Here is a 13,091-nt window from a genome sequence, read left to right on the forward strand (position 1 = left end):
GCTCAGGAAGGCTCCTCGTCGGTCTGGACCACGGAACCGGCCGGGCTGCCGGTGCTCTTCTCCGTGTCTATGGCCTGCTGCAGCAGCACTACTGCAGCGACCTGATCGACAATGCTACGAGAGTTCTTCTGGTTTCTGCCAGATGAGCGCAAAGCGGCGTGCGCGGAGACCGTGCTCAGGCGTTCGTCGATCATCCGGACAGGGATGCCGGTGAGCCTCAGAAGCGCTGCGGCGAACTCCCGCGCATCCACCGTCGAGGGCGTGTCGGCGCCCTGCATGTTCACCGGCAGCCCGACGACGAACTCCAGGGGGGCGTATTCCTCGGCGAGCTGCGCGAGACGTGCCAACGATCTCTCGTCTCGCGGGACGGTCTCGACCGGAACCGCGAGCATCCCGTCGGGGTCGCATCGCGCGACCCCGACGCGGGCCTTGCCCACATCGATACCGAGACGGACGCCTCGACGGAACCCGGTCACGCTGCGCGGAGCTCTGCGACGACCGCGTCGAGCGCCGCGGGCAGAGCCGAAGCATCCGCTCCGCCGCCCTGCGCGACATCGTCCCGACCGCCGCCACCGCCGCCGAGCACACCGGCGGCGCGCTTCGCGAGAGCACCGGCCTTCGCACCGGCCGTGCGTGCGACCTCATTCGTCGCGACGACGACGACGGGGCGACCGCCTGCGATGCCGCCGAGCGCGACGACCGCGGCATCCGAGCCGAGCCGTTCGCGAACGCTGAGTGCCAGCGTGCGCACATCATCGGCCGAGCCGACCTCGCCGATCGACACGGCAGCGACACGGAACGCCCCGACCTGCTCGGCACCCGCGGCGATCGCCGGGACCTGGCCCTCGCGCTCCTTCGCCTCGAGCTGCGCGATGCGCTTCTCCGCGGCCTTGAGATTGGCGGCGATCTCGGCGATGCGATCGGGAAGCTGTTCGCGCGGCGTCTTCAGCGCCGACGTGAGCTGCGAGACGATCGCCCGCTCGGCGGCGAGCTCGCGGAACGCGTTCTGGCCGACCAGGGCTTCGATCCGTCGGTTGGAGGAGCCGACCGAGGACTCGCCCACGATGCTGACCAGGCCGATCTCCGCACTGCTGCCGACGTGCGTTCCGGCGCACAGCTCTCGTGACCAGGGGCCGCCGATGTCGACCATGCGCACGACGTCGCCGTACTTCTCCCCGAACAGGGCCATCGCGCCGGCGTCCTTGGCCTCGTCGAGCGAGACGATCCGCGTGGTCACCTCGAGCGCATCCTGAACCGCACGGTTCGTGATGTCCTCGATCTCGGAGCGCGTCTGCGCCGACAGGGCCTGGTTCCAGGCGAAGTCGAAGCGCATGTATCCGGCACGGTTCAACGAACCGGCCTGGGTCGCGTGTGAGCCGAGGGTATCGCGCAGCGCCGCATGCACGAGGTGCGTCGCCGAGTGCGCCTGCTTCGCGGCGCGGCGGTTGGCGGCGTCGACGACCGTCGTCGCCGCATCGTCGACCGCGACCGTGCCCGTGGTCACCTGGACGGTGTGACTGATGAGCCCGGCGACCGGCTTCTGCACGTCGAGCACCTCGAGCTCGAAGCCCGACCCGATGATCGTGCCCTTGTCGGCTACCTGACCGCCGGACTCGGCGTACAGCGTCGTCTCGGCGAGGATCACCTCGGCGATGTCGCCCTCGGACGCGGACGTGACGGGCTGGCCATCCACGAGTAGACCGAGAACGCGCGACTGCGTCTCCAGGTCGGTGTAACCGGCGAAACCGGTCTCGCCGAGGGCGCGGAAACCGCTGTAGACGGAGACATCGGCGAGTTGGCGGCGACGGCTCTTCGCGTCCGCCTTGGCGCGGGTACGCTGCTCGAGCATCAGCTCGTCGAAGGCGCCGCGGTCGACGCTCAGGCCGGCCTCCTCGGCGATCTCGAGCGTGAGATCGATCGGGAAGCCGTAGGTGTCGTGCAGCAGGAACGCCTCGGAGCCGGCGAGGCTCTTCGCCCCCGACTTCTTCGTGTCATCCAATGCCAGATCGAGGATCGTCGAGCCCTGGGCGAGCGTGCGCAGGAAGGTGTCCTCCTCCGCGACGGCCGAGGCCGACAGGCGGTCCCACTCGGTCTCGAGGATCGGGTAGGACTCCTTCATCGCGTCACGCGATGCGGAGAAAAGCTCGGGGAACGTCGGCGCATCGACGCCCAGCAGGCGCATCGACCGGACGGTGCGGCGCATGAGACGACGCAGGATGTATCCGCGACCGTCGTTGCCGGGCTTCACGCCGTCGGAGAGCAGCATGAGCGAGGAGCGCACGTGGTCGGCGATCACGCGGAAGCGCACATCATCGACGGCATCCGCGCCGTAACGGCGGCCGGAGATCTCCTGAGCGCGATCGAGAACCGGACGCACTTGGTCCGTCTCGTACATGTTCTCGACGCCCTGCTTGAACATCGCGACGCGCTCGAGCCCCATGCCGGTATCGATGTTCTTCTTGGGCAGCGGGCCTGCGATGTCGAAGTCCGTCTTCGAGCGGACATCGCTGAGCAGCTCCTGCATGAAAACGAGGTTCCAGATCTCGGTGAACCGGTTGTCGTCGACGATCGGGCCGCCATCGCGACCATAAGCCGGTCCGCGGTCGATGTAGATCTCGGAGCAGGGGCCGGCGGGGCCGGGCTGGCCGGTGTGCCAGTAGTTGTCCTCCTTGCCCATGCGCTGGATGCGCTCGGCGGGGATGCCGGCGATCTTCTGCCAGAGCTGAGCGGCCTCGTCATCGGTCTCGTAGACGGTGACCCAGATGTCCTTCTCCGCGAACCCCAGGCCGCCATCGGCCTCGGAGGAGGTCAGCAGCTCCCAGGCATAGGAGATCGCGCCCTCCTTGAAGTAGTCGCCGAACGACCAGTTGCCGAGCATCTGGAAGAACGTTCCGTGGCGCGCGGTCTTTCCGACCTCTTCGATGTCGTTGGTGCGGATGCACTTCTGAATATCTGCGGCGCGCGGGAAGGGCGCGGGGACGAGGCCCTGCAGATACGGCACGAAGGGAACCATGCCGGCGATCGTGAACATCACGGTCGGGTCGTCGCTGACCAGAGACGCGGACGGCACGATGGTGTGCCCGTTCTTCTCGAAGTAGCTGAGATAGCGCTGTGCGATGTCCGCGGTCTTCATATGTGTCGTGCTGTCCTTGTGTGAGACGGGTGGACGCGGTCGGGCGGCGGCGTCCGGAAAAGCTGATTCAGTTCTGGTCGGGTTCGACGAGGCGTGCGGCCTGCTCGCGGTAGGCATCGCCGAGGATCGTCGTGAACTCGGTGATGCGCGCATCGGCGTCGGCGAGGACCTCGTGTCCGCGCGGATCCTTGTTCATGAAGTGCGCCGCGACGAAGCCGCCGATCACACCGATCAGGAACCACACCAAGTTCTTCATGTCGTCATCCTCGTCATCCTCACCGCCGAGCGCGGTCTCTCCATCGTAGGCGGAAACGACAGAAGGCGTCGGGAAGCCCGACGCCTTCTGCTGTTGTGCTGTATCAGCGAGCCGCGTAGTACTCGACGACGAGCTGCACTTCACAGGTCACGGGGACCTCAGCGCGCTTCGGGCCGCGCACGAGGCGGGCCTGGAGCTTGTCGAGCTCGACCTCGAGGTAGCCGGGAACGGGAGGCAGGACCTCGGCGTGACCGCCGGCTGCTGCGACCTGGAAGGGCTCGGTGCCCTCGCTCTTGGGCTTGACGTGGATGAGCTGACCCGGCTTCACGCGGAAGGACGGGCGGTCGACGAGCTGACCGTCGACCATGATGTGGCGGTGCACGACCATCTGACGGGCCTGTGCGGTGGTGCGGGCGAAGCCGGCACGCAGCACGAGCGCGTCGAGGCGCGTCTCGAGGATCTCGACCAGGTTCTCACCGGTCAGGCCATCGATGCGACGAGCCTCGTTGAAGGCGATGCGCAGCTGCTTCTCGCGGATGCCGTACTGCTCGCGCAGGCGCTGCTTCTCACGCAGACGGACGGCGTAGTCGCTGTCGGCCTTGCGCTTGGTGCGGCCGTGCTCGCCGGGAGCGTAGGGACGCTTCTCGAGGTAGCGGGCCGCCTTCGGGGTGAGGGCGATGCCGAGAGCACGGGACAGGCGGACCTTGCGGCGGTCCTGGGACTTCGTAACCACGAAGTGTTCCTTCCGATGACGTGGACGTGACTTTCACGTCTCACGGACGTATCTCCGCGTTCTGCCCGAGGGCGCACGCCGGGGCGCCGTACGGGTGGGGTGTGAACGAGAAGATGCCCGAAAACTGAGTTTCGAGCCGCTTAATTCTAACAGATGGGTCGGATGCCGCGATCAGCGATCGTCGAGGATGCGTCGGATGCGTTCGACGCGTGCTCCGATCTCCCGCTCGGCACCCAGATTCTTGGGTTCGTAATAGCGTCGCCCGATGAGCTCATCGGGCAGATACTGCTGCGGCACGATGCCATGGTCGGCATCGTGCGGATACACGTAGCCCTTGCCGTGGCCGAGGCGCTTGGCCCCGGGGTAATGCGCATCGCGCAGATGCGCCGGAACCCGACCGAAAGCGCCCGCGCGCACATCGGCGATGGCGGCGTTTATCCCGTTGTAGGCCGCATTCGACTTCGCCGTCGTGGCGAGGTAGACCGTGGCCTCCGCGAGCGGTATCCGCCCCTCCGGCATGCCGATGAAGGCGACGGCGTCCGCCGCAGCGGTGGCGATGACGAGCCCCTGCGGGTCGGCGAGGCCGATGTCCTCGGACGCCGAGATCACGAGGCGTCGGGCGATGAAGCGGGGGTCCTCCCCCGCTTCGATCATGCGGGCCAGATAGTGGAGCGCAGCATCCGGGTCGGAACCGCGGATCGACTTGATGAACGCACTGATGACGTCGTAGTGCTCGTCCCCCTGGCGGTCGTACCTCAGAAGCGCGCGGTCCACCGCCTGCGCGACGTGCTCGTCGTTGATCCGGGCCGCGGGTTCGGCACCGCCCGTCGAGACCGCTACCGCGGCGGCCGCCTCGAGACCGGTCAGCGCTCGGCGGCCATCGCCCGAGGCCAGCCGAACGAGCGCGGCGCGCGCGCTGTCGTCGATGGATACCGAGCCGTTGAGGCCGCGGGGGTCGTCGACGGCACGGTCGATGAGAAGCGCGATGTCGTCATCGGTCAACGGCTGGAGCGTGAGCAGCAGCGAGCGCGAGAGCAGCGGCGAGATCACGGAGAAGGACGGGTTCTCGGTGGTCGCGGCGATGAGGATGACCCAGCCGTTCTCGACTCCGGGCAGCAGGGCGTCCTGCTGCGCCTTCGTGAAGCGGTGGATCTCATCGAGGAAGAGGATCGTCGTCTGCCCGTAGAGGTCGCGCTGCGTGATCGCCTCCTGCATCACCTCGCGCACGTCCTTCACGCCTGCCGTGATGGCCGAGAGCTCGACGAAGCGGCGCCCCGAGGAACGAGCGATCGCCTGTGCGAGCGTGGTCTTGCCGGTGCCCGGCGGGCCCCAGAGGATGATCGAGACGGCCCCCGGCGATGATGCTTCGGGATCTGCGAGTGCGACGATCGGCGATCCGGCGCGTAGGAGGTGCTGCTGCCCGGCCACCTCATCGAGCGAGGTCGGCCTCATGCGCACGGCGAGAGGCGTCTGGCCCGAGAGCAAGGGTGCGGACGTCATCCCTCCAGGCTAGTCGCCGTGGCGGACATCGCGGCGGGGCGGCACCGGTAGGCTCGCATACGGCACCCTCCGGGTGCGCGAGGAGGATGATCATGGCAGCGCGCCGATCGAAGACCGCACGCACGCAGAACGAGCGTGCCCGCCGCTACGCCGCCCGAACGGCCTGGCACGAGCGCCAGATCAGTCGGCGCGTGCGCGACAACACGCTCGCGGGCATCGTCGCGGGCATCGTCATCCTGGGCGCCATCGCGAGCCAATCCGTTCATGCCGCTGTGACGGCACCGGCGCCGGAGACGACCCCCGCGCCCGGCGTGAGCGACACGCCACTGGAGAACCCGTTCATCGACCTGTTCACGACGGGCGCCTCCGCCGACTAGGCTGAGTGACGTCCTTTCCCCCTCACGCGGACTGACCGCGCAAGGAGCACATCGTGTCTGCCACCGAGCCTTCGAAGCCGACCCCGCCCGTCCCCGCACCCCCGCGCGTGCCCATGCCCCCGAAGACTGCCGCTCCTGCGGCCGCCGCACCGGTGGCACCGGTCTCGCCCGTCGCGGCATCCGACTCCGCCGACTGGGGTCGTGTGACCGAAGACGGCACCGTCGAGGTCCGCGAGGGCGACGAGTACCGCGTCGTCGGGCAGTACCCCGACGGGACGCCGGATGAGGCGCTCGCCTATTACGTCCGCAAGTTCGACGACCTCGCCTTCAAGGTCCACACGCTCGAGCAGCGCCACCAGGCGGGCGGCGCTTCCGCCAGTGACCTCACGAACCAGGCCAAGCACCTGACCTCCGAGGTGACCGGCGCTGCCGCCGTCGGCGACCTCGCTTCGCTGCAGAAGCGCCTCGAAGCCCTCACCGCAGAGCTCGCGGAGGCCAGCGCCGCCGAATCGCGCGAGGCCAAGCGCCTCGTCGATGAGGCGATCGCCGAGCGCACCGTGCTCGTCGAGAAGATCGAGGCCATCGCCGCGCGCGACCTCTCCAAGGTTCAGTGGAAGCAGGTGACCGAGGAGGTCACCGCGCTCTTCGACGCCTGGCAGGCTCAGCAGCAGAGCGGACCGCGTCTGCCCAAGGGCATCTCGCAGCAGCTGTGGAAGCGATTCCGCGATGCACGATCGACGGTCGACAAGGCCCGTCGTGCGTTCTATGCAGAGCTCGACGAGACCCACAAGGCGTCGCGCGATCGCAAGAACAAGCTCATCCAGCGGGCTGAGGCGCTCGCTCCGCAGGGCGTCGACGGCATCCCCGCTTACCGTGCTCTGCTTGACGAGTGGAAGGCTTCCGGACGCGCCGGCCGGAAGGCTGACGACGCGCTCTGGGCCCGCTTCAAGGCCGCCGGCGACGAGCTGTACGCCGCCCGTGCCGAGCAGTCCGCCGCCGAAGAGGCCGAGTCCGCGCCGAAGATCGAGGCTCGCACTGCGCTCCTCGAAGAGGCCAAGGCCGTCGCCGACGAGTCCGACATCAAGCAGGCCCGTGCACTGCTGACGCGAATCCAGCGTCAGTGGGACGAGGTCGGCCGCATCTTCCCGCGTGACAAGGAGCGTGCGCTCGACGACAAGCTGCGCACGATCGAGCAGGCGCTGAAGTCCCGCGAAGAGGTCGACTGGAAGCGCAACAACCCCGAGACCAAGGCCCGCGCCAACGACATGAGCCAGCAGCTCCTCGACGCGATCGAGAAGCTCGAGTCCGAGAAGGCAGCCGCCGAGGCGGCCGGTGACAAGAAGGCCGCTCAGCAGGCCGCCGAGTCGCTCGAGGCGCGTCGCGCCTGGCTCAAGGCCCTCGGAGCCTGACCTTATCCACAGCCGCCCCGGTGAGATCGGGAGGCACGGCACACTAGCAGTGTGAATCCGTGGCTCCTGCACCTCCCCGGGGCGTTGCTGTCCCCGGCCGAACTGAGCGCCGCGCGCTTGGACGGTCTGCTGTTCGAAGTGGGCGATGCCTATATGCCGGCTGATCTGCCCGAGAACGAAGAGGCTCGGGCGCTATCGCTGCGGCCGCTGCTGGTTCCCGGTTATGGGTTGTGCGGTCCGACGGCGGCCTGGGTGCTCGGCGCCGGAGACACCGCTCCCCTGCGCCACCACCTGCAGAGGGTGACGAAGCATCGTCCGCGGGTCGCGGGGTCCGCGTCCGTGGTCCTGCATGAGATGCAGGCTCCCGCAGAGGATCTGATCAGCATCGCCTCCCTGCCGGTGACGAACTCGCTTCGCACGCTCTGCGATCTCGCGCTGTGGGCCGATCGCGATCCGAACTATGAGAAGTGGTTCCGACTCTTCGCCGAGTGCAGCACGGATCTGCTCGAGGGCGCGGTGGAACGGCTGCGCGCCCGAACCCGGATGCCGGGGAAACGGGCCGCCATCGCACGGCTCGAGGAGATCTCCTCGAGCCGTGCGATCAGGACGATGTAACGCGGTAGACGTCGTAGACGGCTTCGATGCGTCGCACGGCGTTGAGCACACGGTCGAGGTGGACGGCATCGCCCATCTCGAAGACGAATCGGCTGATGGCCAGACGCTCGTCGTTGGTGTGAACCGTCGCCGAGAGGATGTTGACATGGTGCTCGCTGAGAACCCGGGTGACATCCGAGAGCAGCCCCGAACGGTCGAGCGCCTCGACCTGGATCTGGACGCGGAATACGCTCTTGGTGGTGGGGGCCCAGGAGACCTCGACGAATCGCTGTTCCTCGCCGCTGAGAGCCTTGACGTTGACGCAATCCGCACGGTGCACGGACACGCCGCTTCCTCGGGTCACGAACCCGACGATCCCGTCTCCGGGAACGGGCGTGCAACATTTGGCGAGCTTGACGAGGATGTCGTCGGCTCCGCGGACGAGGATGCCGGAGTCGCTGCGGCGGGGCTGATGGATGCGAGTGTGTCCCGGTAGATCGATCGCACCGGTGGCCGTGTCATTCGCCGCGATGAGCGCGGTCACTTTCTCGAGCACGGATTGCGTCGAGACGTGGCCTTCGCCGACGGCCGCGTACAGGGCGGAGACGTCCTCATAGTGCAGTTGCTGGGCGACATCCGCGAAGGAGTCCTGGCTCATCAGCCGCTGCAGGGGCAGGTTCTGCCGGCGCATGGCGCGGGCGATGGATTCCTTGCCCTGCTCGATGGCCTCTTCGCGGCGCTCCTTCGTGAACCATCCGCGGATCTTGTTGCGCGCGCGGGTGCTCTTGACGAAGGTCAACCAGTCCTGGCTGGGGCCCGCGTCCGGATTCTTCGAGGTGAAGACCTCGATGACGTCGCCGCTCTTGACCTCCGTGTCGAGCGGGACGAGACGTCCGTTGACCTTCGCGCCCATCGTGCGGTTGCCGATCTCGGTGTGCACGGCGTAGGCGAAATCGACGGGCGTGCCGCCGGCGGGCAGGCCGATGACCCGTCCCTTCGGCGTGAAGACGTAGACCTCTTTCGCGCCGATCTCGAAGCGCAAAGAGTCGAGGAACTCGCTCGGGTCGGCGGTCTCCGCCTGCCAATCGGAGATGTGCGCGAGCCACGTCATGTCGGTGTCGGTCGGACCGCCGGCTGTCTTGCCGCCGTTCATCCGCTCCTTGTACATCCAGTGCGCTGCCACGCCGAACTCGGCCTGCTTGTGCATCTCGTGGGTGCGGATCTGAATCTCGACGGTGCGACCGCTCGGACCGATGACGGTCGTGTGAAGCGACTGGTAGAGGTTGAACTTCGGTGTCGCGATGTAGTCCTTGAAGCGCCCCGGCAGCGGTGTCCATCGAGCATGGATGGCCCCGAGAACCGCGTAGCAATCACGAACCGAGTTCACCAGAACGCGGATGCCGATGAGATCGTAGATGTCATCGAACTCGCGTCCTCGGAGGACCATCTTCTGGTACACGGAGTAGAGCTGCTTGGGGCGCCCGCCGACCTTGCCGCGCAGGCGGAGATCGTGGAGGTCTTCGTTGATCGATTCGATGACCTGCTTGAGGTACTTCTCGCGCTGCGGAGTGCGCTGCGCGATCAGACTGCTGATCTCCGCGTAGATCTTCGGATGCAGGACGGCGAAGGAGAGATCCTCCAGTTCGGACTTGACCGTCTGGATGCCGAGACGATTCGCGAGAGGCGCGTAGATCTCGAGCGTCTCGCGAGCCTTGCGCTCCGCCTTCTCGGGGGGCACGAAGCCCCAGGTGCGTGCATTGTGAAGGCGGTCTGCGAGCTTGATGAGGAGTACGCGGATGTCTTTGGACATCGCGACGATCATCTTGCGGACGGTCTCGGCCTGGGCGCTCTCGCCGTATTTGACCTTGTCGAGCTTGGTGACGCCGTCGACGAGCATCGCGACCTCGTCGCCGAACGTATCGGTGAGCTCGGACAGGGCGTAGCCGGTGTCCTCCACGGTGTCGTGAAGCAGCGCCGCGGCGACGGCACGAGGGCCGAGTCCCATTTCGGCGAGGATCTGCGCGACGGCCAGGGGGTGCGTGATGTACGGCTCGCCGCTCTGACGCTTCTGCCCCTCGTGCTTCTCCTTGGCGACCGCGTAGGCGCGCTCGATGATCGCGAGGTCGCCCTTCGGATGATTAACCCGAACCGTGCGAATCAGATTGTCGAGATCGTTGATCCGGGGCGCGCGGGAGAAGATGCGGGGCACGAGCCTTCTCAAGCTTGATCCCTGCGTCGACGAATTCGCATCCGCCATCACATCACACCTCCGGGTCAGGTCATCTTACGCTTCTGTCCGCCGGCGGGCCGGCGGACAGAAGTTATCAGGTGTCAGTTATCAGGCGTCCGCGGCTGCGCGTTCGCGCAGCTCGAGCACCTTGGCATCGCGTTCGGTGATCTCGAACTCGTTCTCGCGGAACAGCGAGTACAGCGGTGCGGCGACGAACAGGGTCGAGTAGGTCGCGACGAGGATTCCGACGAAGATCGATAGCGAGATGTCGGTCAGGGTGTCGGCGCCGAGCCAGAACGCACCGATGAAGAGGATCGCGCCGACGGGCAGCGCCGCGACGATCGAGGTGTTGATGGAGCGGATCAGCGTCTGGTTCACTGCGAGGTTCACCGATTCACCGAACAGGCGGGAGGAATTCTCACCGTCCTCCGTCGTGTTCTCACGAATCTTGTCGAAGACGACCGTCGTGTCGTACAGCGAGTACGCGAGGATCGTCAGGAATCCGATCACCGCCGCCGGTGAGATCGAGAATCCGGCGAGGGCGTAGACACCGACCGTGATGACGAGCACGTCGAGGAGACCGATGATCGCGGCGGCAGACATCTTCCAGGTGCGGAAGTAGATCGCGAGGATGAGGAAAGTCAGCGCGAGGAAGATCACCAGGCCCCAGAGGGACTGCTTGGTCACGTTCTCGCCCCACGCCGGTCCGATGAAGGATGCCGTGACCTCATCGGGGTCGACGTCGTAGGCTGCTGCGAGCGAACGTGCGACTGCCTGGGTCTCCTCCGAGGACATCTGGGAGGTCTGCACGCGGATGTCGCTGCCGCCGACGACGACGACCTTGGTCGTGGCGTCAGGCACGATCTCCTGCACGGCTTCGGACGCGAGTTCCTGGTCCGTGGAGGAGGGCGCCGTCACGGTGAACTGCGAGCCGCCGGTGAATTCGATGGAGAACTGCACGGGGCGGAAGAACGGCACCAGCACCGCCCCCAGCACCAGCGCGATCGCGATGATGAACCACAGGCGCCGCTTCGCGACGAAGGGGAAGGAGGTCTTTCCCGTGTAGAGGTTGTTGCCGAACTCATTCATGGAGGCCATCAGTGCTCTCCCTCGCTTCCGGCGTCGGTCGTTCTATCGCCCGCGAGGGCTTCGGCACGTTTACGTTCTGCGATCGTTTGGCGGCGCTCGGCCTCGCCACGGGATCGGGACTTCTTCCCGCCGCCGCGTCCGGCTGCCGGTGCGGCCACGGCGCGGTATTGCGTGCGCGCGTGGTAGACGGCTCCGAGCGCATCGGGGTCGAGGCCCGACAGTTTGTGCCCGCCCCCGAAGAACTTCGTGCGGGCGAGGATCTGCATGACCGGGTGGGTGAAGATCACGAAGATGAACACGTCGATGATCGTCGTGAGACCGAGCGTGAAGGCGAAGCCCTTCACTGTTGCATCCGCGAGGATGTACAGCACGACCGCAGCGAGGATGTTGATCGACTTGGAGATGTAGATGGTCCGCTTGGCGCGCCCCCATCCGTCTTCCACCGCGCTGGTGATCGACTTTCCGTCTCGCAGCTCGTCTCGTATTCGCTCGAAGTAGACGATGAACGAGTCGGCGACGAAGCCGATCGAGACGATCAGACCGGCGACACCGGCCAGCGACAGGCGGAAGCCGAGACGCCAGGCGAGGATGCAGACGATGATGTAGGTCAGCACGCCCATCACGGCGATCGAGGCGATGATGACTGCGCCGAGTGCACGGTAGCTGACGAGCGAGTACAGGGCGACGAGCGCCAGGCCGATGAGACCGGCGATCAGACCGATCTGCAGCTGCTGAGTTCCGAGCGTCGCGGAGATGGTCGCCGAGCTCTCGGTCGTGAAGCTCAACGGCAGCGCGCCGTACTTGAGCTGGTCAGCGAGCGTCTGGGCCGTCTCCTGCGTGAACTGCCCGGAGATGCTCGGCTTGCCGTTGAGGATCTGCGCGTTCATCTGCGGGGCAGAGATCACCTTGCCGTCGAGGACGAAGGCGAACTGGTCGCGAGGGCTCAGACCCGACAGCTGGTTCTGGAAGAGCCGCTGACTGATCTCGCCGAAGACCTTCGTGCCGTTCTTGTCGAGCACGAGGTTGACCGTCCACTGACCGTTCTGCTGGTCGCGTCCGCTGGTGGCGTCGTCGATCGCGTCGCCGGTGAGCTCGGTCGGGCCGAGGATGTACTTGATCGAGTTGGTCTCATCGCACGTGATGAGCGGCTGGTCGGCCGGTGCGTTGGACGGATCGTTCTCGGGGGCGGTGCAGTCGTAGGCGAGGAACTCGGCCTGGAGCTTCTCCGTCACCCAGGCGAGATCGCTGCCATCGGTCGGATCGGGCGTGGGAACGGCGTTCGCCGTCGCATCCGGCGTCGGGTACGGCGTCGCGTTGCCGTCTTCGCCGACGAACTGGTTCGCGGGCTGACCGACGTAGATCACCGAGCGGAACTCGAGCTGTGCGCTCGCTTCGATGCGCGCTCGGGTCTCGTCATCCGCGGCACCGGGGATCTGGACGACGATGTTGCGTCCGCCCTCGGTCGTGATGTCAGCCTCGGCGACACCCGACGCGTCCACGCGCTGACGGATGATGGCCGCAGCCTGGTCGAGCTGCTCCTGCGTCGGGTTCGCACCATCCTCCGTGACTGCACTGAGCACGATCTGCGTCCCGCCCTGCAGGTCGAGGGCGAGCTCAGGTGTCCAGGAGCTCTTCTTGAACCCGTAGACGCCGAGAGCGTTGATGCCGAACAGAAACGCTGTCACGATGACGAGTCCGATGAGGACCTTCCAGGCGTGACGGACTGGAGAGGAAGAAGCCACGTACGTTCAGCTTTCTACGATGATGCGC

11 protein-coding genes are annotated in these 13,091 nt (G+C 66.6%); 3 read left to right on the forward strand and 8 right to left on the reverse strand.

Annotated elements, in window-relative coordinates; translation table 11 throughout:
- Positions 1–2: 2 nt before the first annotated feature.
- The 5 genes from ruvX to ACWAUG_RS08270 all read right to left on the reverse strand — a co-directional run bounded on the left by ruvX (position 3) and on the right by ACWAUG_RS08270 (position 5,622).
- The gene (gene ruvX / locus ACWAUG_RS08250; RefSeq protein ID WP_298036282.1) at positions 3–476 is read right to left on the reverse strand and encodes a Holliday junction resolvase RuvX; all 474 of its coding nucleotides are present in this window, start codon (positions 474–476) and stop codon (positions 3–5) included.
- The gene (gene alaS, locus ACWAUG_RS08255) at positions 473–3,133 is read right to left on the reverse strand and encodes an alanine--tRNA ligase (RefSeq protein WP_460802131.1); all 2,661 of its coding nucleotides are present in this window, start codon (positions 3,131–3,133) and stop codon (positions 473–475) included. The genes ruvX and alaS overlap by 4 nt, the downstream gene beginning before the upstream one ends.
- Positions 3,134–3,200: 67 nt before the next feature.
- The gene (locus ACWAUG_RS08260; protein ID WP_298036288.1) at positions 3,201–3,389 is read right to left on the reverse strand and encodes a hypothetical protein; all 189 of its coding nucleotides are present in this window, start codon (positions 3,387–3,389) and stop codon (positions 3,201–3,203) included.
- Positions 3,390–3,492: 103 nt separating this feature from the next.
- Positions 3,493–4,122: a 30S ribosomal protein S4 gene (gene rpsD, locus ACWAUG_RS08265; protein WP_298036292.1), complete on the reverse strand. Its 630-nt coding sequence runs from the start codon at positions 4,120–4,122 to the stop codon at positions 3,493–3,495.
- Between the two features lie 171 nt (positions 4,123–4,293).
- Positions 4,294–5,622 (reverse strand): replication-associated recombination protein A, encoded by a 1,329-nt coding sequence (locus tag ACWAUG_RS08270; protein WP_460802132.1) that lies wholly within the window; start codon positions 5,620–5,622, stop codon positions 4,294–4,296.
- A 92-nt stretch (positions 5,623–5,714) separates the two neighbouring features.
- Here ACWAUG_RS08270 and ACWAUG_RS08275 point away from each other — a divergent pair, with 92 nt between their 5' ends.
- The 3 genes from ACWAUG_RS08275 to ACWAUG_RS08285 are packed head-to-tail and all read left to right on the forward strand — an operon-like array spanning position 5,715 to position 8,023.
- Positions 5,715–5,999, forward strand: a complete 285-nt coding sequence (locus ACWAUG_RS08275) for a hypothetical protein (protein ID WP_298036300.1) — start codon at positions 5,715–5,717, stop codon at positions 5,997–5,999.
- Positions 6,000–6,052: 53 nt separating this feature from the next.
- The gene (locus ACWAUG_RS08280; RefSeq protein WP_298036303.1) at positions 6,053–7,408 is read left to right on the forward strand and encodes a DUF349 domain-containing protein; all 1,356 of its coding nucleotides are present in this window, start codon (positions 6,053–6,055) and stop codon (positions 7,406–7,408) included.
- 51 nt (positions 7,409–7,459) lie between these two features.
- A complete protein-coding gene (locus ACWAUG_RS08285) occupies positions 7,460–8,023 on the forward strand; it encodes a hypothetical protein (RefSeq protein ID WP_298036305.1) in 564 nt (187 codons plus the stop codon).
- Here the strand turns inward: ACWAUG_RS08285 and ACWAUG_RS08290 are convergent.
- From ACWAUG_RS08290 to secD, 3 genes are all read right to left on the reverse strand, one after another.
- The gene (locus ACWAUG_RS08290; protein WP_298036307.1) at positions 8,010–10,259 is read right to left on the reverse strand and encodes a RelA/SpoT family protein; all 2,250 of its coding nucleotides are present in this window, start codon (positions 10,257–10,259) and stop codon (positions 8,010–8,012) included. The two genes, ACWAUG_RS08285 and ACWAUG_RS08290, sit on opposite strands and share 14 nt — an antisense overlap.
- Positions 10,260–10,340: 81 nt before the next feature.
- On the reverse strand, positions 10,341–11,330 hold the full coding sequence (gene secF, locus ACWAUG_RS08295) for a protein translocase subunit SecF (RefSeq protein ID WP_298036310.1): 990 nt from the start codon (positions 11,328–11,330) through the stop codon (positions 10,341–10,343).
- On the reverse strand, positions 11,330–13,063 hold the full coding sequence (gene secD / locus ACWAUG_RS08300) for a protein translocase subunit SecD (protein ID WP_298036312.1): 1,734 nt from the start codon (positions 13,061–13,063) through the stop codon (positions 11,330–11,332). The genes secF and secD overlap by 1 nt, the downstream gene beginning before the upstream one ends.
- Positions 13,064–13,091: the final 28 nt, after the last annotated feature.

Source organism: Microbacterium sp. GXF6406 (assembly GCF_054798215.1).

What these genes read in the sequence shown, in the direction of transcription:
- alaS (WP_460802131.1), bottom strand. Translation starts at nt 3,133, where the DNA reads ATGAAGACCGCGGACATCGCACAGCGCTATCTCAGCTACTTCGAGAAG.
- ACWAUG_RS08260 (WP_298036288.1), bottom strand. Translation starts at nt 3,389, where the DNA reads ATGAAGAACTTGGTGTGGTTCCTGATCGGTGTGATCGGCGGCTTCGTC.
- ACWAUG_RS08270 (WP_460802132.1), bottom strand. Translation starts at nt 5,622, where the DNA reads ATGACGTCCGCACCCTTGCTCTCGGGCCAGACGCCTCTCGCCGTGCGC.
- ACWAUG_RS08275 (WP_298036300.1), top strand. Translation starts at nt 5,715, where the DNA reads ATGGCAGCGCGCCGATCGAAGACCGCACGCACGCAGAACGAGCGTGCC.
- ACWAUG_RS08290 (WP_298036307.1), bottom strand. Translation starts at nt 10,259, where the DNA reads ATGGCGGATGCGAATTCGTCGACGCAGGGATCAAGCTTGAGAAGGCTC.
- secF (WP_298036310.1), bottom strand. Translation starts at nt 11,330, where the DNA reads ATGGCCTCCATGAATGAGTTCGGCAACAACCTCTACACGGGAAAGACC.